Source organism: Gammaproteobacteria bacterium, from assembly GCA_029862005.1.
GTDB lineage: Bacteria > Pseudomonadota > Gammaproteobacteria.
The window spans coordinates 1-22,608 of the sequence record JAOTYD010000040.1 but is presented as its reverse complement, the minus strand read 5'-3'; the positions used below and the strand labels follow the sequence as shown (position 1 = coordinate 22,608).

General features: G+C 53.3%; 17 protein-coding genes. 11 read left to right on the top strand and 6 right to left on the bottom strand.

Going from position 1 to position 22,608, the window contains the following annotated elements; translation table 11 throughout:
• The coding region (locus tag OES20_16860; GenBank protein ID MDH3636371.1) for an FAD-dependent oxidoreductase at window positions 1-1,063 on the top strand (1,063 nt) is incomplete at its 5' end.
• A gap of 286 nt (window positions 1,064-1,349) precedes the next feature.
• Here the strand turns inward: OES20_16860 and OES20_16855 are convergent.
• Window positions 1,350-2,462 carry a GMP reductase gene (locus tag OES20_16855; protein ID MDH3636370.1) on the bottom strand — a complete coding sequence of 371 codons (1,113 nt, stop codon included), beginning with the start codon at window positions 2,460-2,462 and terminating at the stop codon, window positions 1,350-1,352.
• A gap of 175 nt (window positions 2,463-2,637) precedes the next feature.
• On the opposite strand from OES20_16855, the gene OES20_16850 reads away from it, so the two are divergent.
• Both OES20_16850 and OES20_16845 read left to right on the top strand, forming a co-directional pair.
• Complete coding sequence (locus tag OES20_16850; protein ID MDH3636369.1) at window positions 2,638-3,198, top strand: NAD/FAD-utilizing enzyme; 561 nt, start codon at window positions 2,638-2,640, stop codon at window positions 3,196-3,198.
• Between the two features lie 30 nt (window positions 3,199-3,228).
• Window positions 3,229-4,098 carry a TIGR01458 family HAD-type hydrolase gene (locus OES20_16845; GenBank protein MDH3636368.1) on the top strand — a complete coding sequence of 290 codons (870 nt, stop codon included), beginning with the start codon at window positions 3,229-3,231 and terminating at the stop codon, window positions 4,096-4,098.
• Window positions 4,099-4,104: 6 nt separating this feature from the next.
• Here the strand turns inward: OES20_16845 and ndk are convergent, their stop codons facing one another.
• Window positions 4,105-4,536, bottom strand: a complete 432-nt coding sequence (gene ndk / locus OES20_16840) for a nucleoside-diphosphate kinase (GenBank protein ID MDH3636367.1) — start codon at window positions 4,534-4,536, stop codon at window positions 4,105-4,107.
• Window positions 4,537-4,618: 82 nt separating this feature from the next.
• Here ndk and pepN point away from each other — a divergent pair, with 82 nt between their 5' ends.
• The 4 genes from pepN (at window position 4,619) to OES20_16820 (ending at window position 13,150) form a co-directional block, all read left to right on the top strand.
• Window positions 4,619-7,234: an aminopeptidase N gene (pepN, locus tag OES20_16835; protein ID MDH3636366.1), complete on the top strand. Its 2,616-nt coding sequence runs from the start codon at window positions 4,619-4,621 to the stop codon at window positions 7,232-7,234.
• 9 nt (window positions 7,235-7,243) lie between these two features.
• Window positions 7,244-8,260 carry a hypothetical protein gene (locus tag OES20_16830; GenBank protein ID MDH3636365.1) on the top strand — a complete coding sequence of 339 codons (1,017 nt, stop codon included), beginning with the start codon at window positions 7,244-7,246 and terminating at the stop codon, window positions 8,258-8,260.
• Between the two features lie 74 nt (window positions 8,261-8,334).
• Window positions 8,335-9,495 carry a type III PLP-dependent enzyme gene (locus OES20_16825; GenBank protein MDH3636364.1) on the top strand — a complete coding sequence of 387 codons (1,161 nt, stop codon included), beginning with the start codon at window positions 8,335-8,337 and terminating at the stop codon, window positions 9,493-9,495.
• A 49-nt stretch (window positions 9,496-9,544) separates the two neighbouring features.
• A complete protein-coding gene (locus OES20_16820; GenBank protein MDH3636363.1) occupies window positions 9,545-13,150 on the top strand; it encodes a PAS domain-containing protein in 3,606 nt (1,201 codons plus the stop codon).
• Window positions 13,151-13,172: 22 nt separating this feature from the next.
• Here the strand turns inward: OES20_16820 and OES20_16815 are convergent, their stop codons facing one another.
• The gene (locus OES20_16815) at window positions 13,173-13,910 is read right to left on the bottom strand and encodes a hypothetical protein (GenBank protein MDH3636362.1); all 738 of its coding nucleotides are present in this window, start codon (window positions 13,908-13,910) and stop codon (window positions 13,173-13,175) included.
• Between the two features lie 134 nt (window positions 13,911-14,044).
• Between OES20_16815 and prfB the strand changes: the two genes are divergently transcribed.
• From prfB to OES20_16795, 4 genes are all read left to right on the top strand, one after another.
• Window positions 14,045-15,140 (top strand): peptide chain release factor 2 gene (gene prfB, locus OES20_16810; GenBank protein MDH3636361.1). Its coding sequence is split into 2 segments (ribosomal slippage): window positions 14,045-14,116 and window positions 14,118-15,140, totalling 1,095 coding nucleotides; the frame shifts between segments, so codons are not numbered across the junction.
• 25 nt (window positions 15,141-15,165) lie between these two features.
• A complete protein-coding gene (gene lysS, locus OES20_16805) occupies window positions 15,166-16,686 on the top strand; it encodes a lysine--tRNA ligase (protein MDH3636360.1) in 1,521 nt (506 codons plus the stop codon).
• A 100-nt stretch (window positions 16,687-16,786) separates the two neighbouring features.
• Window positions 16,787-18,625, top strand: coding sequence for an SLC13 family permease (locus OES20_16800; protein MDH3636359.1), 1,839 nt, complete (start codon window positions 16,787-16,789; stop codon window positions 18,623-18,625).
• Window positions 18,626-18,676: 51 nt separating this feature from the next.
• A complete protein-coding gene (locus OES20_16795; GenBank protein ID MDH3636358.1) occupies window positions 18,677-19,288 on the top strand; it encodes a dUTP diphosphatase in 612 nt (203 codons plus the stop codon).
• Between the two features lie 62 nt (window positions 19,289-19,350).
• Here OES20_16795 and OES20_16790 read toward each other — a convergent pair whose 3' ends face one another.
• The 3 genes from OES20_16790 to OES20_16780 form a co-directional block, all read right to left on the bottom strand.
• Entirely contained in the window at window positions 19,351-20,811 is a 1,461-nt protein-coding gene (locus tag OES20_16790; protein ID MDH3636357.1) for a metallophosphoesterase, read from the bottom strand.
• 1 nt (window position 20,812) lies between these two features.
• Entirely contained in the window at window positions 20,813-21,400 is a 588-nt protein-coding gene (locus OES20_16785; GenBank protein ID MDH3636356.1) for a serine/threonine protein phosphatase, read from the bottom strand.
• A 114-nt stretch (window positions 21,401-21,514) separates the two neighbouring features.
• The coding region (locus OES20_16780; protein MDH3636355.1) for an inorganic phosphate transporter at window positions 21,515-22,608 on the bottom strand (1,094 nt) is incomplete at its 5' end.

Below are 22,608 nucleotides of genomic sequence, written 5' to 3'. Positions count from 1 at the left end.
CGGCGACACAATTCGCACCCGTAATATCGTCGTAGCTACTGGTGGGCGACCTTTTGTGCCGCCTATCGAAGGCATAGACCATGTTGACTATTACACTTCGGATAATCTCTGGGATATGCGCAACAAACCCGGCAAGCTTGCCGTTCTCGGTGGAGGCCCGATCGGAGCCGAGTTAACTCAGGCCTTTGCCCGCCTCAGTGTTGAAGTAACACAAGTTGAAATGCTGCCCCGAATTCTGCTGCGGGAAGATCCGGAAATTTCCGAGATGGTGCAGCAAAAATTTACCGACGAAGGGGTGCGGATTCTAACCGCTCATACTGCGAAACGATTTATCAAGCGTGACGGTAAGGATTGCATGATCGCAGAGAACAAGGATGGCGAGATTGAAATTGAATTTGACGCGTTGATTGTGGCCGTAGGCAGATCCCCGAGGTCAAGCGGGTTTGGGCTTGAAGAAATCGGTGTACGTTTGAATCCGAACCGGACCATCGAGGTAAACGAGTATTTGCAAACCAGTATCCCGACGATTTATGCCTGTGGCGATGTCGTCGGGCCCTACCAGTTTACCCATGTTGGTGCCCACCAGGCCTGGTACACGTCGGTCAACTCGTTGTTTGGCATTGTCAGGCGTTTCAAGGCAGATTACTCGGTTATCCCGTGGGCGACCTTCACCGAGCCGGAAATTGCGCGGGTTGGATTGAACGAAAGCGATGCGCAGGAGCAGGGCATCAAGTACGAGGTCACGCGCTACGGCATCGATGATCTCGATCGTGCTATTGCGGACAGCGAGGCTCATGGTTTCGTCAAGGTGTTGACCGTGCCCGGCAAGGACCGGATCCTGGGGGTTACCATTGTCGGCGAGCACGCCGGCGACCTGATTGCTGAGTACGTGCTGGCGATGCGGCATGGCCTGGGCCTGAACAAGATTCTCGGCACCATACATATCTATCCGACGCTGGCCGAGGCCAACAAGTACGCGGCTGGTGAGTGGAAACGCGCACACGTGCCGGAGCGCCTGCTAGAGTGGGTGGCCAAGTTCCACGCCTGGCGCCGCAACTCCTGAAAAAATTTGTCTCGGGGAACGTATGAAAAAGGCGCTGCCAACCGGCGCATACGCCGGTTGGTCCATCCATGGAATCGCTTGGAGCGCGGCGTCCCTGCCGCGCTACACTTTTTCAGACGTTCCCCGAGACAAATTTGCCATCAGTGCTGACACCTTAATTGAATTAATCTAACAAGACGAAAGCTATAGCGATGCTGGTGCGGCGCGAGCTGTAATCCTGTATTCGGATTAGTTTGGGGAAATCACGGATAAGCGGATGCGCTCCCCGAGACAATGTCTATAGACATTAGTGGTCGGCGAAAACCGAGTTGAATTGCTCGCTGGTCTTGACGAAGGTTGTGCACTTGCTGAGCCACTTCAGTTTCTTGGCGCCGGCATAGGTGCAGGTGCTGCGAACACCACCGAGCAGGTCCTGTATCGTGTTTTCGATTTTGCCGCGATAGGGCACCTGTATTTCGCGACCTTCGGAGGAACGATATTCCTTGAGACCGCCGAAATGCTTCTCGTTGGCTGCTTTTGAGCTCATACCATAAAAGTTGACGAACTTGCGTTCCTCGATCACGTCTTCCAGGCCCGCGTCGGTTTTGGTGACTTCGCCGGTCCGGTAATAGCGCGTAATGATCTCGCCTCCGCCCTCGTCATGACCCGCAAGCATGCCACCGAGCATGACAAAATCGGCACCAGCGGCGAATGCCTTGGCCAGGTCGCCGGGGCAGGTGCAGCCACCGTCAGCAATAATATGACCGCCGAGGCCATGCGCCGAGTCGGCACATTCGATAACCGCCGAGAGTTGTGGAAATCCAACGCCGGTCTGGATTCGGGTCGTGCAGACGCTGCCGGGACCGATCCCGACCTTGACGATGTCGGCGCCGCTTAATATCAACTCCTCGGTCATTTCGCCGGTAACGACGTTGCCCGCAATGATGACAATGCCCGGATAGGCGTCGCGCACTTGCTTGATGAAATCGGAAAAGCGCTCGGAGTAGCCGTTGGCGACATCGACACAAACGTATTTCAAACCGGTGCCGGTTTTCCTGCAAACTGCTTTGAATTTATCGAAATCCTGACTGGTAATGCCGGTCGAATAAGCAACATTTTCGCGGCGACCGATATCGCCTGTGCTAAAAAACTCGATCAGCGCATCGGCCTCGTAATTTTTAACCAGGCAGGTAAACAATCCCATGCCGGCCAGGCTGTCGGCCATCTCAAAGGTACCGACACCATCCATGTTGGAGGCCATGATCGGGATGCCGCGGTAGTGCTCTTCATTATCGGACTGGTAGTTGCGAAACGTGAATTCGCGCTCCAGTTCCACGTCCTTGCGGCTGCCCAGCGTGCTACGCTTGGGTCGGATCAAAACATCCTTGTAATCGAGCTTGCTGTCGTCTTCGATTCTCATGAAAAAAGTATGTTCTGCAATTATCGGACAGCGACGGACATTAGCATGAATCAATGCTCCGGAACAGGTTGCCCTAGTGAGAGTTAACAATAATATAGCCTAATCTGGTCAACTTGATTCGACCCCGTTACAGGCGTATTCTGGATTGCAACTCGTAACTACGGGGGGATACAGCATGAAAAGGCATTTCTATGTCAGCGAGGATCTGGATGACCTCGAGCGAATCGAGGAGGAACTCGAATCAAGCGGTGTACACCGACCGCAAATTCATGTATTCAGCCGGGACGACACTGCAGTAGAAACCCATGACCATTTGCACAATATTGAATCTGTATTCAAGAAAGATGTAGTTCATGGCGTCATCGTTGGGACCTGGATCGGGATTGCGCTGGCTGCACTGGTACTGATAGTAACTGCCTATACCGATTGGCCCGATACCTATACCTGGATGCCATTTATATTTTTGGCAGTGGTATTGTTTGGATTTGGCGCCTGGTCCGGCGGATTATACGGCATTCAGGTCCCGCATCGTGATTTCAAGCGTTTTGAATCGCAGTTGCGCCAGGGCAAACACGTGTTTATCGTTGACGTCGATCCGGAACAGGAAGCCAGCCTGACGAGAGTTGTTGCAAGACATCCTGGCCTGCAGCTTGCCGGAACCGGAAAGGCCACGCCGCGTTGGATTGTGATGGGGCAGTACAACATCAAGAAATTCACTTCGGAGACTTTTCCGTAGAGGTTTGCGTGAATTTGGAATCAGGGTTGATTGGTTAGAATTCAGAAGGTCATGGGGGATAACAAGGTTGCCCACAATGGTTTATTGATTGACCTTGACGGCGTCATCTACCAGAACGATCGCCTGATCACGGGCGCGGTCGACGCGCTCGGCTGGATCAGACAGCAGCAGATACCTCATTTATTCGTAACAAATACTACCTCGCGGTCCCGCCAGGCATTACTGGAAAAATTTGCAAGCCTGGGATTCAGTGCGCAACTTGACGAAGTCATGACCCCAGTTGTCGCTGCGACTCAATGGCTCGATGAACACCAGTTACGGAGAGTGGCTTTATTCGTTCCTTCTGGCACACAACAGGATTTTGGCGATATTGAATCGATAGCGTTGGAGCAGGACGTAGCCGTCGATGCCGTGATTATTGGCGATCTGGGTGAAGCCTGGGATTTTCGTTTACTGAACTGCGCCTTTCGGTTTTTGATGCAGTATCCGAGACCACAGTTGATCGCGCTCGGAATGACACGTTACTGGCGCGGTCGGGATGGCCTGCAACTGGATGTCGCACCCTTCGTCAAGGCACTGGAACACGCCGCATCCTGTGAAGCTATCGTGGTCGGTAAACCGGCTCCGGCTTTTTTCGAGTCATCGCTGGCTATTTTACAATGCACAGCCGTGCAGACTTATATGATTGGGGACGACATTGTCGGTGATATCGATGCTGCACAAAAGTGCGGAATTCGTGGCATCCAGGTCAGGACGGGGAAATTTCGCAACGCCGATCTGGACGGTGAGATAAAACCGTATGCCGTACTCGACTCGATTGCCGATTTGCCCGCCTGGTGGCAGCACCAGGCAATCCACGCAGGCCAGGTTTCGGCTGACCCTGAATCCGCGGATTGTTAAAGACTGTTACCGGGTGCGCGGGCAGATACCGTCGCTACCGAAAAAGAATTCGATCTCTGCGCTGGCGGTTTCGGTTCCATCCGAACCGTGCACCGCGTTTTCATCGACCGTTTGTGCAAAATCTGCGCGGATCGTGCCGGGCGCGGCATCAGCCGGGTTGGTAGCACCCATAACCTCGCGGTTCTTCGCGATCGCGTCCTCGCCCTCGAGTACCTGCACCATGACGGGTCCCGAGGTCATGAATTCGACCAGGTCGCCGTAAAAAGGCCGCTCCTTATGCACTGCATAAAACTCACCCGCTTTCTCGGCGCTCAAGTGTTCCATGCGGGCCGCTATGATGCACAGGCCGGCTTTTTCGAAGCGATTGTAAATTTCGCCAATAACGTTCTTGGCAACGGCGTCGGGTTTAATGATTGAAAGAGTGCGTTCAACCGTCATTTAAAAAATCTCCGGTGATGAAAAATGCCGCGAATGATACTCCTTAGGGTACACTTATGCGACCTCTTTTCAGGCTTCCGAAATGAAAACCGATCAGCACCTGCGCAAGTACTTAAAAGACTATCAGCCACCTGCCTACGAGATCACGAAAACGGAGCTGGTGTTTCATCTCGAAGCGCGCCGGGCCCGGGTCATCAGCCGGCTGCAGATGCGCCGCACAGCGACCGGTAAAGGCAACGAACTGGTTCTCGACGGAGTCGAGCTGACACTGATCGAGCTGCGCGTGGATGGAAAACTGCTGCAACCTGATGATTATAAACTGGGATCGGAAACGCTGACCGTCAAGTCAGTCCCCGGTCACTTCGAATTCAGCTGTGAAGTCGAGATTGACGCCGCGGAAAATACCCGCCTTGAGGGTCTCTACCTTTCGAACGGAAACTTTTGTACCCAGTGCGAGGCGGAAGGTTTTCGCTACATTACCTATTACCTCGATCGTCCCGACGTGATGTCAGTATTCAGTACCGAGATTCATGCCGACAAAAGTACCTATCCTGTATTGCTATCGAACGGCAACCGCGTCGACGGGGGGCAAACCGATGATCGCCACTGGGTAAGCTGGCACGACCCGTATCCAAAACCGAGCTATTTGTTTGCGCTGGTTGCCGGGGATCTCGCCTGCATAGAGGACCGGTTCACGACGCGTTCAGGATGGGAGGTACAGCTGCAAATCTTTACCGAGCACCATAATCGGGACAAATGTGATCACGCGATGCGATCGCTGCAAAAAGCGATGCGTTGGGATGAGGAGGTTTATGGTCTCGAATATGATCTCGACCTTTACATGATCGTCGCGGTGGATGATTTCAACATGGGGGCGATGGAAAACAAGGGACTCAACGTATTCAACACCAAGTACGTGCTGGCGAATTCGCACACCGCAACGGATGATGATTACCTGGCCATCGAAGGGGTGATCGCGCACGAGTATTTTCACAACTGGACAGGTAACCGGGTCACATGTCGAGACTGGTTTCAGCTGAGCCTGAAAGAGGGCCTGACCGTGTTTCGTGACCAGGAATTCAGTGCCGACATGTTTTCCCGTGCGATTCAGCGTATCAGCGACGTGCGCGGTTTACGCAACCACCAGTTCAGCGAGGACGCGGGTCCCATGGCGCACCCCGTGCGCCCGGCGTCTTACCAGGAAATCAACAACTTTTATACCGCGACGGTTTATAACAAGGGTGCGGAAGTTGTACGCATGATGCATTGCCTGCTGGGCGCGGAAAATTTCCGCAAGGGGATGGACTTGTACTTCGAGCGCCATGACGGCCAGGCGGTTACCACCGATGATTTTCGCGCGGCGATGCAGGATGCCTCGGGAATCAACCTGGCGCGCTTCCAGCGCTGGTACGAACAGTCCGGGACACCACGTGTGGAAATCAAACGCGATTACGATTCGAAAACCGGTGTTTTGTCCCTGACCGTGATACAGAGCGCCGGTACAACCAAAGGGGAGCTGAATCGCGCCTTTCACATGCCGATGCGGCTGGCTTTATTCGACCCGGAGGGTCATCCGATGCCACTCGACGAGGCCGGCACAAAGGAACAGATCGTCGATATCAAGGAACCCGAGACGCTGTTGCAGTTTAATGACATGCCGCCGGGGATCATGATTTCGGCGTTTCGCGGTTTTTCAGCCCCGATTATCCTGACCACAGACCTGGATGACGACGAACTCGCACGGTTGATGGTTTTTGACAGCGATCCTTTCAATCGTTGGGAGGCATCTCAGCAGTTGGCGAGCAGGGTGATGCTGGCGATGCTGGACCGGGAAGACGATCAGTGGTCGCTACTGCAGCAACCGCTATTGGCTGCCTTTGCTGATGTGCTGGAACGATCCCCGATGGATCGAGCGCTGGTCGCCGAGATGCTGGTGTTGCCGGGAGAGAGATATATCGGTGAAATGCTGGAGCAGGTCGACGTGCACCGGGTTCGGTTAGTTCGCGAAACGCTGAAACGGGAGATTGCGGCGCACAATGAAGACCGGATGCTAACGCATTACCGGGACTGTATTGACACCGGCGAGTACCGGCTGGATCCCGATGCGATCGCCGGCCGGCGATTGAAAAATGCGTGCCTGGCCTACCTGTTGCACCTCGAGAGGTCCGACTATTTCGAGTGCTGTAAAGCGCAGTTTGCGCAGGCCAGTAACATGACCGATCAGATTGCCTGTTTGCAGATCGTGGTGCATTATCGGCACGAGTTACGTGACCAGATCGTTACACAGTTTTATCAGCAGTGGAAGGATACCCCGCTGGTGGTGGACAAATGGTTTAGCGTACTTGGATCGAGCAGCCTGGAAAATGCGCTGGATGAAATTAAACCCCTGTTCGATCATTCAGCCTACACACTAGCCAATCCAAACCGGGCAAGGTCGCTGCTGGGCTCTACGATTGCCAATTCGACTGCATTCCACCGGGCCGATGGTGCCGGCTATGCCCTGGCCGCGCAAAAGATCCTGGAACTGGATGCGATTAATCCCCAGGTAGCAGCCCGACTTGCCAATCCTTTCGTACACTGGCGCAAGCTGGTCGCGCAACAGGGGCAACTGATGAAATCACAGGTGGAAAACATGCTTGCCGATAAAGAAATGTCCAACGACTTGAATGAGCTGCTGACCACGAGCCTGAAGGATTAGTGCCTTCCAATGCCGGCAAAGGTTCAACTAGTCCTGCCCGGGTTATTCGATTTACCGTTAGGGGAACTACCGCCCGGACTGCTTGATAACAAGTTACCTCACTTGAACAGGCTGCTGCGCCTGGCAACCCCACAACCGAACCGGATCAATACTATCGATGAGATATTGAAAGCTGTATTGGGCCTTGAGGGCTCGGCGGGGCTGCCATTGGCGCAGGCATTCAAGCAATCTGAAATGCATGGACCGGAGCGTCTGCTGCTGTCACAGGCGGTTCATTTACAGGCCGGCCTGCACAGTGCGGTGATTGTTCCGATTCCAAATTATGAAGAAAATCTGAAAGATATAAATATAATAATCAATGATTTAAATGAACTATTTAAAGTAGAATGTAATATAAGTGCTATCGCAGACGGGCTGTTTCTGCTGCAGTTGCACGCGTTTTCAGCCCCCACCCATTTTCCGCATATTCTCTCGGTCCTGGGGAAAACCGCCAATCCCTATATCGAGCAGTCGCGCAACATTTTGCACTGGTACCAGCTGCTTAACGAAATACAGATGTTTATGCATCAACACGAGATAAACGTGGAACGGGTACGACGGGGATTGTTACCAATCAACAGCCTGTGGTGTTGGGGTGCTGGAGGTTTGCCACCGGTCGTTGATGCGAAACCTGGCTGGTATTGTGACGATCCCATTCTCAATCAGTTTGCACGAAGCCTGGAATTGAAACCCGAATCCTGTAGCAGGGTTGCTGAAATCGATGACGCTACCGATTCCGTGGTGATCGACCTGCGCCTGCTCGAACTGTTGAAGACAGGTGTGGACAAAGAACCCGATCCGCTATTACTTAATATCGACAACGATTTACTCAGACCGCTAATGCAGGCAGTCGAAAAACATCGCTGCAGGCTAACATTGATGGCAGGGTACAACGAAAATTTTGAACTAGGACCCGGGGCAAGGCTTAAATTCTGGCGACCGCACAGGACGTTATCCTACTGGGCCGGTGACCCGTATGAATCCTGACAAAGTTATTCTTATATTCAATACTATGCTATTGCATACTGTGCGAGAATATCGGACACATAACGAGTGCAATTATGTCAAGCATAAACCAGCTACCCAACTTTGCAACGGTTGAAGAGGTCGTCGACGAACTGGCGCCGGGTTACCCGGTGTATTGCCTGCGACCTGCAGAACTGAAACGCCAGGCGCACTATTTCCTCGAAACTTTTCCGGGTCGGGTCATGTATGCGGTTAAGTGCAATCCCCACCTGGCCGTACTTCAGGCGCTTTATGACGCCGGAATCCGACATTTCGATACGGCTTCGCTGGCCGAAATCGCGTTGGTACGCGAACACTTACCCCAGGCAGATTGCTATTTCATGCACCCGGTCAAACCTCGCGCTGCAATCAGGACTGCACGACGCGTGTACGGTGTTGATCATTTTGTCATCGATCACGAGAAAGAGCTCAACAAGATCATCGATGTGACCGGAGGTGGCGATGGTAAGGTTGTACTGGTACGAATCATTACCCCGGTACACGATGCTCAATATCAGCTTTCAGACAAGTTTGGCATCGCCGCCGATGAAGCCCCGGAATTGTTGAAAAAAGTACACGATGCAGATTTTCAGTCGGGTGTCGCGTTTCACGTTGGTTCGCAATGCCGCAACCCCGAGGCCTTCGTGGACGGGATCAACACCGCGCTTGACGTGATCGAGGCGGCCGATGTGCCGGTTCACTACCTCGATGTCGGTGGTGGTTTTCCAGCCCTGTACGAAGACGATCGCCCACCCCAGCTAAGCGCCTACTTTAAGGCGATCGAGGATGCTTTCGATCAGTCCCGTCTGCGGCGCGACTGTGTTTTGATGTGTGAACCGGGACGCGCCCTGGTTGCCAGTGGGTGCACCCTGCTGACGCAGATTCAGCTGCGCAAGGATGACAGGCTCTATATCAACGACGGCGTTTATCAAAGCCTGTCCGAAACCCTGATGGGCAAGATGAAACTGCCTGCGCGGTTGATCAACCCGGCGCGTGAAATTGTGTCCAAGCACCAGGATTTTACGATCCTGGGTCCGACCTGCGATAACCTTGATATTTTACCCGCACCATTTTATCTTCCAGTTGACGCCGAGGAGGGCGACTGGATAGAAATCGGTCAAACCGGGGCTTACAGTAATTCAGCTGCAACCCGCTTCAATGGCTTCTTTCCGGAAACCTTCGTGTCGGTGGAGGCGCCACCGTTGTTACCGCAGTGACCAGAATCGGGGCACTATTCGAACTTCTCGTGTGTAAATCGATCGATAGATGTCACAGGATGTAACCTCCAGGCTTTTCAGGTACCCCACGACTGCGGTTGCCGTTATCGGTGGTATCGCATTGACGTCGATTGCAGCAACGGTTCAGGGCATTTCTTTTGGTTTTGGAGAGCTAACGTTTTTAAGTCTCTCGATTACGTTTCTTCTTGGTGTCGGCACTGTTTTTATTATTTCTTGGCTGCTACAACGGCGTTTTGATAGCTTGCGGCAAAAGCTAGAGGATGAATTTAACAGGCGCACCCGGGAATTAAGAACTACCGAAGGCCGCTTTCAGCAATATATTGAGACTTCCTCCGAATGGTTTTGGGAAACCGATCAAGATGACCGTTTTGTGTTTTTATCCTCGCACCTTTACGAGGTCAGCGGTGCAAAGCCCGAAGATATCCTTGGCCGCAGACGCATAGACCTGCGCCTTGACCCACCTGATCCAGCTGAAGATGAACAATGGGATTCTTACCTAAAGTTAATCGCAGCACATCAACCTTTTAAGGATTTCAGATTTCGCAGCCAGTTGCTGGATGGCCGGGAATTAACTTTTCAAACCAGCGGTAACCCCTATTTTGATGAGCAAGGCCAGTTTCTCGGCTATCGCGGTGTTGCCTTCGATGCCAGCAGGAATATATCAGATGAACTCAGGCAACAGTATCGCCAGGAACTGATATACAACGCAACCGCGGTGCTGCACGATGGTTTCTATTTGTTTGACTCCGATCGACGCCTGATATTCTGTAACCCGCGCCTTAAAGAAATCTGTTACCGCATTAGCGATCTGCTGGAACCAGGTACGCATTACGAAGAAGTGTTTGCTGGCGCGTACGAAAAGCTAATAGAGTTCAACAGTGAAGAGGAAAAGCAGGCCTGGATCATAGAGCGCCAACAGAACTGGAAAGACGAGATTGGGACTCCGTTCGACCTCAACCTGAAAGATGGGATTCGCATCCGTCTGGTCGAGCAAAAACTCCCGGGCGGTGAGCTGGTTGGTTTGTGCGTTGATGTGACCGAGTCAAGGCGCATTGAGGTTGAACTGGAGGAAGCCCAGCGCATCGCCAAGATCGGCAGTTTTCGCTGGGACGTCGAGCATAACAAATTGATATCTTGCTCAAAGGAGTACGCTAGGCTGTTCGATTTCTCGGTCGAACAACAAAAATCGGGAGCTATGGATTGGCCTGAAAAATATATCCATCCGGATGACCTTGACAGGGTAAAAGCGGCTTACCAGTCTAGCGATGCTTCAGGAGAAATGACCGAGGTGGAATATCGTACCCGGGCCCCCGATGGAAAGGTGGGTTACGTGGTTGAACGACTGGCGCCATCGTTGTGGCGTGATGGCAAGGTAATTGAACAGATAGGTACCGTCCAGGATGTGACCGAATTCAGGCGCATCAGGGCGGAGTTTGAAGCGGCACAGCACATCGCCATGGTCGGTAGTTATCGTTGGAGTAAAGAACGAAATCGGTTGATCAGCTGTTCATCTGAATATGCACGAATTTACGGCATGACCGTGGAACAAATAATGGCGTCTAGCGATCAGCGTTTGCTCGGTGCCGTTCATCCGGATGATTATGAAAAGGTGGTGGAAGCCTATAACCGTGCGGATGTTGGTGATGGCGCGTATGAAGTCGAGTTTCGATTGCTGCGAGCAGACGGTGAAGTCCGATATGTTGCCGAGCTTGGAGATACTTCGGTCAGGCGTGATGGAAAGGTCATTGAACAACTTGGAACGTTACAGGATGTAACTAAATCCAGGCGCATCGAAGCGGAGCTCGAAGAGGCGCAACGAATTGCCGGGATCGGCAGTTTTCGCTGGGACGTTGAGCATGACAGATTGATTTCCTACTCGAAGGGTTACGCCAGGTTATTTGAATTTGTGATAGAACTTGAAAAATCAGGTTCTCAGAAAAGCACCGAAAAATTTGTTCACCCGGATGATATAGGCAAGGTAAAAGCGGCTTACCAGTTGAGTGATGACTCAGGGGAAGTGATCGAGGTGGAATATCGTAGTCTGTCTCCCGATGGGAAGGTCTATCACGTGGTCGAGCGCCTGGCGCCAGCGTTGTGGCGTGATGGCAAGTTGATTGAACAGGTAGGTACCGTCCAGGATGTGACCGAATTCAGGCGCATCGAGGCGGAACTTGACGAAGCCCAGCGCATTTCGAATGTCGGTAGCTACCGCACGGATTTCGTCAACGATATCCTGGTTTCATACTCACCGCAGTTGGCCAGAATCTACGGGTTGAACGCCGATAAGATTGATCCGACCAATCCGTACATGCTCGAAATTCTGGTCCCCGAAGACCGTGAGCGAGTTCACACAACCTATCAACAGGCGCGGCTTAGCGAAGCACGCGAAACCGGGGAAGTTCTATTCGAAATCGAGTATCAAATTATGCGTAGGGACGGCGAGATTCGACATATCGTGGAACGTGCCGAGGCCTCAAAAATATCCGAGGGTAAGGTGGTCGAAGTTATCGGTACTTTGCAGGACGTGACCGAGCGCAAGTTCGCGGAAATCGAAAAGCAGAAAAGTGAGGAAATGCTTGAAGCCGCGATCGAAAACGTGCCGGGGGGATTCCTGGTCGTCAACCGCGACGGAATTATCGAGCGCTTCAATCGCCGCTTCTTTGATCTCTATCCTCAACAACAGTTCTATATTAATGAAGGAGTTCCATTCGAGCGTTTCGTCAGGTACGGAGTCGAAATGGGCGTATACAAGGACGCGTTGGAGGACCCGGAGGGCTGGTTGCAACAGCGACTGCAGGCTCATAGTACTGCCGGCTTTGAAATGCTTGATCGTCTAAGCGATGGACGCTGGATTCAGATTGCATTGCGGCGCTTGCCAAATGGCAATCGGGTCGGGATCTACATTGATGCAACCGAGCTGCAGCAGGCCCGTGAGGTCGCAGAGCAGGCGAGCGAGGCAAAATCGAAATTTCTGGCTTCGATGAGCCACGAACTGCGTACCCCGATGCACGGTATCCTGAGCTTTGCCGAACTGGGTCTCAAACGACTCGATAGCCTGAGCCAGGAAAAACTGCGCCAGTATCTCGAAAATATCCATCTCAGTGGCACACGCCTGCTCTACCTGCTGAACGATTTGCTCGATCTGTCCAAGCTCGAGGCCGGGAAAATGCAACTTGATTTGAGCCCGGTAAAGCTGGCCGAACTCGTGGAAATCTGCATCAAGGAACAGGAATTACGTTTGCGCTGGAAAAATCTGGCTTGTCATTTTGAATCTGATTCTGACGATACGGAATGTGTTTGCGATCGAAATCGTATTATCCAGGTACTGAGCAATATAATCGCCAATGCGATCCAGTTTAGCCTCGAGGCCGGTGAAATTCGCATCGACCTTAAACAGGCTAAAACCGGCTTTCAAATTCGGGTTTCCGACCAGGGGCCAGGAATTCCTGCAGCAGAACTCGACCTGGTATTTGACAAGTTCTACCAGAGTAGCGTTAGGCGCAACCAGTCAGGCAGCACCGGCCTGGGTCTCGCTATCTGTCGTGAAATAATCGATCTGCATCAGGGACGAATCTGGGCGGAGCAAAATCCGCAGCAGGGGGCCAGTATCCTGTTTGAAATTCCGGCACGGTAGTCACAGGTTAATCAAATTGCCTTTATTTAGCGGCTAGCGTTTCTTCGAACGCTTCGAGCGCATCCTGGTCAAAGTCTGGAACCTTGAACGGATCTGTTTTCTTGTCACCGAGCTTTTTAATTATCGCCTCGGCTTCAAGACAGGCCTGATACAGTGCCTTGGCCTGTTCGAGTAATGTCGCGGCGCTTTTGAGGGTTTCTTTACTGACTTCGAGATCGGCTTCCAGCTGAGTTTTCTCTTTGCGCATCGATTGCAGCCGTGATTCCGCCTGCCCGCGCAACCTGGTCTCATCCATTTTCTGCTTTTTCAGGGTCTTCAGTTTGCGCACCACGTTTTCCGGGGTGTCGGCGAGCGATTTCGAGATCGCCTTGAGTTTATTCTGTTTCTCTGTCACTTCCGCCCTGGCCTTCTTCAACGCCTCGGCATTGTCTGCCTTGCCAGCTGCAAGTTGATGCTCGGCCTGTTCGCGAGCCTTAATCGCTGCTGCGATCCGGTCTTCGCCTTCCTTACTCGCTTGCTCAGCGGCTTCGACGCGCTTCTGGTAATCGCTGATCTGCTGTTCAGCTTCGCTACGGGTTTCCTGGATCTTGATATCCGCGTCACGTGCCCGTTGAATGGCCTGGTCTAAAGCCGCCTTGAGTTCGGTGGTGCTGCATTCGGCGTCGAGTCCGAGTGCATCAGCCGCTGCGCCCATCAGAATTTGTTTGCTTATTGCAAGGTCCTTCCACACCTTCAACTGAACATCTACATCTTGTGACACTTGTTACCTCAATAGTCAGGAAAATTGGCGGCATATTCTAGCCCATGAAAGCCCGGAAAAATAGGGTAATGCAGGTGATATTATCGGGTTAGATCGGGTAGAATGCGCGTTTTTCAAGATACGAGCCTTAACCTGTGGAGACAAATCATATTTTCCAGCAGATAGAAGACCTGAAATCGCGGGTCGAATTGCTGCGGGGGTATCTTTGACTACGACCAGAAGCGAGAAAAGCTGGAAGAAGTCATGCTCGAACTGGAAAATCCTGATGTCTGGAGCAATCCTGAACACGCGCAGCAACTCGGCAAGGCAAAATCCAGCCTGGAATCGGTAGTAGCCGGTATAGACCAGGGTTTGCAAACCCTGGATGATGCTTCGGAATTGCTTGAACTTGCCATTGATGAAGATGACCGGGCGACCGTTACCGAGGTTGAAGCAGATCTCGAGCGCGTTGAGAAATCCGTCGCCGAGCTTGAATTCAGGCGCATGTTTTCCGGTGAAATGGACGCGAACAATGCTTTCCTCGAAATCCAGGCAGGTGCAGGCGGAACCGAGGCACAGGACTGGGCCGAAATGCTGCTGCGAATGTACCTGCGCTGGGGCGAGGCCAGGGGATTCAAAACTGAGTTGATCGAGGTCTCTGATGGCGACGTGGCCGGTATCAAAAGTGCCACGGTACGATTCGAGGGGCCCTATGCTTTTGGCTGGCTACGCACCGAAACCGGGGTTCATCGCCTGGTTCGTAAATCGCCGTTCGATTCGGGTAATCGACGCCATACCTCGTTTGCCTCCGCGTTTGTATCACCCGAAATCGAGGACGATATTGATATTGAAATCGATCCGTCCGACTTGCGCATTGACGTTTACCGCGCCAGCGGCGCAGGTGGCCAACATGTCAACCGGACCGAATCAGCGGTGCGAATTACGCATTTGCCGACCAATGTCGTGGTTCAGTGCCAGAACGATCGCTCGCAGCATAAAAACAAGGCAACCGCGATGAAACAGCTCAAGGCCAAGCTGTACGAGCTTGAGGTCCAGGTACGAAACGCCAAGGCGCAAAGTATTGAAGATCTGAAATCCGATATCGGCTGGGGCAGCCAGATTCGCTCCTATGTGCTTGATCAGTCGCGTATCAAGGATTTACGCACCGGGGTCGAAACCGGTAATACCCAGGCCGTTCTGGATGGTAATCTGGATCAGTTTATCGAAGCCAGTTTGAAAAGTGGCGCCTAAAAAACAAAACGGGGCAGGTAATGCAATGAACCAGCATAAAGATGCTGAACACAGTGACGATGACTCCGAACAGGACGAAAACCGCTATATCGCGCAACGCCGTGAAAAACTGGCCGAGTTGCGTGCACGGGGTCAGGCCTATCCCAATCATTTCGAACGTGAACATCTGGCCGCCGATTTGCTGCAACAGTACGCGCAGCTCACGCGCGAAGAACTCGAGTCGCAGGGTATCGAAGTAAGCCTGGCGGGTCGCATGATGTTCAAGCGGGTCATGGGCAAGGCAAGCTTCGCACAGCTGCGCGATATGAGCGGCAGTATGCAGATATTCGTGCAGCGCGATGTGGTCGGTGAAGAGATTTACGAAGCCTTCAAGCACAGCGATATCGGTGACATTTACGGTGTCAACGGCGTTTTGTTTTTAACCAAAACCGGCGAGCTCACGATCAAGGTTAAAACAATCGAATTACTGACCAAGGCGTTACGTCCGCTACCGGAAAAATTCCATGGCCTTGCCGACCAGGAGCTTAAATATCGTCAACGTTATGTCGACCTGATCATGAACGAGGAGTCGCGGCGCGCATTTACGATCCGCAGCCAGAGCGTCAGTTTTATCCGTAACTACATGACTGCTGCAGGCTTCATCGAGGTCGAAACCCCGATGATGCAGGTTATACCGGGCGGTGCAGCCGCGCGTCCTTTCATTACACATCACAATGCACTCGATATGGAGCTGTACCTGCGGGTCGCACCGGAACTGTATTTGAAGCGCCTCGTGGTGGGTGGCATCGAGCAGGTTTTCGAGATTAATCGCAATTTTCGCAATGAGGGGCTGTCGACGCGGCATAATCCCGAGTTCACGATGCTGGAGTTTTACCAGGCTTACGCGGATTACAACGACTTCATGGATTTGACCGAGGATATGACGCGTCGGCTGGTACAGGAGATACACGGATCGACGAAGCTGGCCTACCAGGGCGAGGAATTTGATCTGGAACAAGCGTTTGCCCGAATCAGCGTGGCTGACGCCATCATCAAGTTTAATCCCGGGCTTGACCTCGCGCAGCTCGAGGATCTTGAATATTGTCGCACGGCTGCCACCGACCTTGGCATCAAATCCGAAGCCAGCTGGGGCGCTGGAAAATTGCAGTTGGAAATATTCGAGAAAACCGTCGAAGAAGAACTCAAACAGCCGACCTTTATTACCGCCTATCCGACCGAGGTTTCGCCGCTGTCACGTTGCAATGACGAAAATCCGTTTGTCACCGACCGCTTCGAGTTCTTTATCGGTGGACAGGAGTTGGCCAACGGGTTCTCCGAACTTAACGATCCTGAGGAACAGGCAGCCAGGTTCAGGCGCCAGGTTGAGGAAAAAGAAGCGGGCGACGAAGAAGCCATGCACTACGACGCGGATTACGTGCGTGCGCTTGAATATGGAATGCCACCCGCGGCAGGTGAGGGAGTCGGCATCGATCGCTTGGTCATGTTGCTTACCGATTCGCCCAGTATCCGTGACGTAATCTTGTTTCCACATATGCGGCCTGAATAATTATCGTCGTTCCCGCGTAGGCGGCCCCCCAGCGTGCGCTGGGGGGCCGCCTACGTGGGAATGACAACTGAATTTCTACAGAGTGCTAAACTCGAGGGCCATGGAAGCGCTAACGCTTGATTCCGGATTTCATGCTTACGTCGTGATGGGGCTGGTGGTACTGGCCCTGATTCTGTTTGCCATCGAGCGCATTCCGTTGGCATCTTCGAGTTTGCTCATTCTGGTACTGCTCTCATTGCTGTTCGAGGTCTTTCCCTTTAGCAGTGGAATCAGACCGTTGCACGCTAGCGATCTGTTTCTCGGCTTTGTTCACCAGGCGCTGGTGGCGGTGTGCGCATTAATGATCGCCGGCCAGGCCCTGGTACGCACCGGCGCACTGGAACCGATCGGGCGTGAGTTGGCGCGCTGGTGGGCTGATTACCCACTGCTGACATTTCTCGTCACCCTGGTTATCGGTGCAATCCTGAGTGCATTTATCAATAACACCCCGGTCGTAATTCTGCTATTGCCGATCCTGATCAGTGTCTCGATTAAAACCTCGACTCCGGCGTCTGACCTGTTAATGCCACTCGGGCTGTCAACCTCCATCGGTGGCATGGCAACCAGTATCGGCACGTCAACCAACCTGCTGGTGGTGGCCGTGGCCGCGGATCTTGGTTTACGTCAACTGGGCATGTTTGATTTCGTGTTTCCGGCGATGCTAGCCGGATGTGCTGGAATTCTTTATCTGTGGTTTGTCGCACCGAAACTGCTGCCCGCGCGTGAGGCGCGGTTGCCGACGACGTCACCACGGTTGTTTAACGCACAGCTCCGTATCCACGATGACAGCGTCGCTAACCAGAAACACTTGTCCGAGGTCATCGAGCTTGCCGGTGGCAACCTCGAGGTCGTCCATATTTTACGGGGCAAGAAAAACAATCGACTGATCGCGATACCCGACATGGTGTTACGCAGTGGTGATCGAATCATGGTCAAGAGCACGCCGGACCGCCTCAAGGAACTGGAAAATGTACTTGGCGCGAGCCTGTTTTCAGGCGACGAACCGGTCGACGAGGAACATCCACTGGTGGACGCCACGCAGCAGCTCGCCGAGGTAGTCGTGGTCCCAGGATCGACGCTTGACGGCAGGACCCTGGCCAATGTCCGCTTTCGAGAGCGCTACCAGTTGATGGTACTGGCGCTGTTTCGCACCAATAAGTGGGCCAGCAAACAGGGCACCGAACACACCGAGGAAACGCGCCTGCATTCAGGCGATGTATTACTGGTGCAGGGATCGATCAGCAATATCGATCGACTTAAATCGAGCCGTAATTTGCTGGTGCTCGATGCGAAATCGGCGCTACCGATTTCCAAGCGTGCGCCGCTGGCGATGTTGATCATGCTGTGGATTATCCTGATGGCCGCTTTCGGATTGTTACCCATTGCGGTAAGCGCGCTTTGCGGGGTTGTGGCGATGTTGTTAACCGGTTGTATCAAGTGGTACGACGCCACGCGTGCACTGAGTGCGCCGGTGATACTGATCATCGTTACCAGCCTGGCGATGGGCACTGCAATGGTCGAAACGGGCGGTGCCGACATGATTGCCAGTGCCTACGTGGCGTTTACTGCCGGTGCGTCACCGACGCTTATTCTGAGCGGGTTACTGGCAATGATGGCGCTTTTGACCAACGTAGTTTCCAATAATGCGGCCGCGGTTATCGGCACACCTATTGCTATCGGCATTGCCCACCAGCTCGGGCAACCGGCCGAACCCTTCGTGCTGGCGGTGTTATTCGGCGCCAACATGAGCTTCGCCACACCGATGGCTTACCAGACCAACCTGCTGGTCATGAACGCCGGAAACTATAGCTTCGGTGATTTCGTGCGCGTCGGATTGCCGTTGGTGATCATAATGTGGGCGTTACTGAGCTTTTTACTACCGTGGCTATACGGTATGTAACAGGTTCGGTAAACTCCACACCTGGTTTATCAGTTTTCTCAAACATGTACTATGAAAGATCAACTGCTGGTCATGCTCGAAATGCAGGATGCGATGAATGCGCACGTCAATCCCGAATGGCGGCAGGCCGGCAATGCCTGGTATCGCGCGATCTGGACCGAATGTGCCGAAATGCTCGATCACTACGGCTGGAAATGGTGGAAGCACCAGCAGCCGGACCTCGAACAGGTTCAGCTCGAACTGGTCGATATCCTGCATTTTGCGATGAGCGACTACCTGTTACAGGAAAGTGATAACACCGCTGCAGCCGCACGTATCGAGGCCGAGTTATCCGACCCGCGCCAATCCGGAGATATCCGTAGCGCGATCGAGACCATGGCACATTCCACGATTGCACAACAATCGATGCATTTTTCCGACTTTGCCAGCATCATGGCATTGATCGATATGGATTTCGATCAACTGTATCGAACCTATGTGGGTAAAAACGTATTAAATTTTTTCCGCCAGGATCACGGTTACAAGGACGGCAGTTACGTCAAGATCTGGGAAGGCAGGGAAGATAATGAACATCTCGCAGAGCTGCTGATTGCTCTCGATAGTAACAGTGCTGATTTCCGTGACGCTGTCTACCAGGGACTCAAGGCTCGCTACCCCGGCTGATTATCGGCAGGCCGAAATCCTGAAATAACCCGGTTTAAGTTCGGCGATAACATCAGTGCGGATCATTTCTCTTCTTCGTCTGGGAGGGCGTTGATGATCGACATCATGGGCTCCACCGGATACCTGAACGGATAAAGCCTGTCCCCAATCTGGGCCATCAGGCCTACCCATTTGCTATCACTGGAGTAGACAACAAAGTGGTTCTCGATGTCGTTGGGATTTTCCCACAGCGTATCGTCGATGCTCAGACATGTATGACCCACGATAAGCGGGGTTTTCTTTGCCAGATCGAGACACTTGCGGAATCTTTTTACATCAGACTTGGCATAACCCGCTGGTCGGTTCGCTTGCCTCAAGCGGTTGTCTGCGAGCTCTTTATACAGTTTCCGATTCTTTCTGATATTGATGATCTTGTTCAGGCTTGTAGAAGATACCGGGGGGGCGGCGTGGCAGGCAACGAAATGCCTGGAATATGCGACAAACGGCAGCAGCTCATAGAACCGACTCATCTCCTTTTTGTAGGCCTTGCCGCGCTGTTTTTGTAGCGTCTTCTCCCAGAGCAGCCCCTGCAGAATGCCGTTTTTCGCTATTTCCTCCGAAAAACTATCGTGATTTCCCCTGATATAGAACACCTGTTTCGGGAAGTGGACTTTGAGTTTGAAGATAAGATCCATTATTAACATGGAGCTTTCCATTTCATCCAACACGGCATCGCCCTCGGGGTGGACGGCGTCCCCGAGGATCACCAGGGTCGCGCGTCCCGCATCCAGCGCTTCCAGAAAATTGTTCTGGCTCAATACCACAAGCAGATTGTCGACCTTGGCATGGAGGTCTGCCACAATGATGACTGTCGATTCATCGGGCAGCGCAACGACACCGCCTGGCCTGCCGTCCTTATCCTTGGGACGATACTTTTCATGTTCAAGGATTTCGTTGACCTCTTGCAGCAGTGCGATTGCTTCATCGGGCGGAAGCAATGCGATGGGGTTGCCGAAAATCTCTCTCAATCTGCGCAGCTTCTGCTGCCGCCAATCGACTAGCCGTCTCACCTTTTTATCCTCAAACAATGGTGCGATGCAGGGCCCTGGGTCGGGAACGTGGCTCTTGAAGTTCAGCCATCCATCTTCGTTGCTGATGCTGAGCGTGCGCGCAGGGGTGTTTTTGGAAATATTGAGAATTGCGCGCTGCTCCGGATCGCTGCCACCCAGGGTAATCGTGTCGTCGTCCTGAAGACGATAGAACCCACAGATGTCCGAGTAGAAACTGTCCGGGTCAAACAGGATGTAGCTATTCGTCGCAACGCCGTCGCTACCGCAAATCAGTGCCGGCTCCGGATACAGATGCAGTGTCTTGCTGTCTGGATAGAGGTTTATCTGAAAAGGATATTCCTTGATGTGCACCTTGATCTTCTTGTCGGACAAATGGTAGGTATCCTTGATGTCCACCTCTTGGGACCAAAACAGGTTCGGAAATGCGCTCTTGAGGAGTTTCCTGAGTAGTTTTCGGACCTTGAACCGCGCCATCTTAACCGCTCCCGGATTCAATGATTTCAAGGGGGACCCCATCGGTTCCCTCGCGGATATAGGCAATCAAACCGCTGCGGCATAAATGAAGCGCGGCCATCTGATAGATCCTGATCTGATTTTCGACCCGTTTCAGGTTCACACCCTCGTCGACATGATGCCGTCCATATTCCTTATTGCGCCGACGCCGCTGCGCGAACAGCACTTCCGCCTTCGGTATCAGGAACTCGAAGGCATAGCGTTTGCGCCAGTTGACGGAAAAGAAATACCGTTTCGGCGGCGGTATCTTGATTCTCTCCAGATCGAGTTCCGGCGGTGTCAGCGACTCGATCCATTCTTTGTCGAACACCGCCAGGGCGTCTTTGTACCCCTGACACGGAAAGCCAAGATGGATCTCGCGCGGGCGCAGGTTGAGGGCCTTTGCCTTCCACCATTTGTTCAGCGACAGATCGATATAGCCTTCGTCGGGCCAACCCCTCAGTTTACGCACCATGGTGCTTTTTCCAGCACCTGGCGGGCCGGTTATCAACAGTTGGCGAAAGGTGAGATCGGCCGGAAATTTCACGCCTTTCATCGTCTGCAGATCCACTATGGGCCTGGTCTTTAACTGGAAGGTAGCAATGGAATTATCGGGCATCGAATTCATAAAGCGCAACGCGAAAGCCCACGTGACTCGGGGGCTTTTCAGGTTTCCGGAACCGAGTCAGCTAAACATGCCCTTGAACAGGAAAAAGAACAATGCGGCGAGAATTCCGCCCGCGGGCAAGGTGACCAACCAGGACAGGACAATACCTCCAATGACACGCAGATCGATGGCACCGACGCCACGCGCGAGGCCCACACCCATGACGGCACCCACCGCAATCTGGGTGGTCGACACCGGCAGGCCGGTCTTCGATGCAAGCACGACAGTCGTGGCGGCAGCCAGCGTCGCACAGTAGCCTCGCGTCGGCGTCAACTCGGTGATCTTGGTGCCAATGGTCTCCATGACCCGGTACCCCATGGTGCTCAGACCAATGACGATGCCGACACCACCGAGGGCGAGGATCCATAGCGGTAATTCGGCCTTCTGTGCGACCTCGCCGCCACTCTGAACGATGGAAACCACCGCCGCTAGCGGACCGATGGCGTTGGCCACGTCGTTTGAGCCATGCGCGAAGGCCATTGCGGCCGCGGTGAAGAGCATTAGCGGCACAAATACCTTTTCGACGCTGGCGTAATGGTGTTCCTTGTCCGCCTCCGGGTCGACCTTGACTCGGTTGATGAGCAGCTTACCGATGAAGGCGAGAACGATGCCGATGGCGGTGGCGGCAACCAGGCTCTGCACTATACTAAGCTCGAGATCGAGGTGTTTGAGGCCTTTGAACAGCGTGACCAGGCCAACGATCCAGCCGACCAGGAAGACATAAACCGGGCCCCAAAGCTTGGCTTTTTCGAACGGCTTTTCCGTGTTCAGGATCAACTTGCGGATACTGATCATCAGCAACAGAGCGATAGCACCGCCGATCAGGGGCGAAACCAGCCAACTGGCAACAATACTCCCGATCTTGCCCCAGTTGACCGCGTCGACCCCGATGCCCACGGCGGCGAAGCCGACGATGGCGCCGACAATGGTATGGGTCGTGGAAACGGGCCAGCCCCGGGTGGAGGCAATCATGAGCCAGATCGCGGCTGCCAGCAGCGCCGCCAGCATCCCGTAGACCAGTAACTCTGGACTACCGGCAATCGAACTGGGGTCGATGATACCCTTGCGGATGGTCGTGGTTACCTGCCCGCCGGCGATGAATGCGCCGGCGA

Excerpts from the sequence above, each read along its gene's own strand:
- OES20_16855 (MDH3636370.1), bottom strand. The coding sequence starts at position 2,462 with ATGAGAATCGAAGACGACAGCAAGCTCGATTACAAGGATGTTTTGATC.
- OES20_16830 (MDH3636365.1), top strand. The coding sequence starts at position 7,244 with ATGCCGGCAAAGGTTCAACTAGTCCTGCCCGGGTTATTCGATTTACCG.
- OES20_16795 (MDH3636358.1), top strand. The coding sequence starts at position 18,677 with ATGAAAGATCAACTGCTGGTCATGCTCGAAATGCAGGATGCGATGAAT.
- OES20_16825 (MDH3636364.1), top strand. The coding sequence starts at position 8,335 with ATGTCAAGCATAAACCAGCTACCCAACTTTGCAACGGTTGAAGAGGTC.
- lysS (MDH3636360.1), top strand. The coding sequence starts at position 15,166 with ATGAACCAGCATAAAGATGCTGAACACAGTGACGATGACTCCGAACAG.
- OES20_16850 (MDH3636369.1), top strand. The coding sequence starts at position 2,638 with ATGAAAAGGCATTTCTATGTCAGCGAGGATCTGGATGACCTCGAGCGA.
- OES20_16790 (MDH3636357.1), bottom strand. The coding sequence starts at position 20,811 with ATGGCGCGGTTCAAGGTCCGAAAACTACTCAGGAAACTCCTCAAGAGC.
- OES20_16820 (MDH3636363.1), top strand. The coding sequence starts at position 9,545 with ATGTCACAGGATGTAACCTCCAGGCTTTTCAGGTACCCCACGACTGCG.
- OES20_16800 (MDH3636359.1), top strand. The coding sequence starts at position 16,787 with ATGGAAGCGCTAACGCTTGATTCCGGATTTCATGCTTACGTCGTGATG.
- ndk (MDH3636367.1), bottom strand. The coding sequence starts at position 4,536 with ATGACGGTTGAACGCACTCTTTCAATCATTAAACCCGACGCCGTTGCC.
- pepN (MDH3636366.1), top strand. The coding sequence starts at position 4,619 with ATGAAAACCGATCAGCACCTGCGCAAGTACTTAAAAGACTATCAGCCA.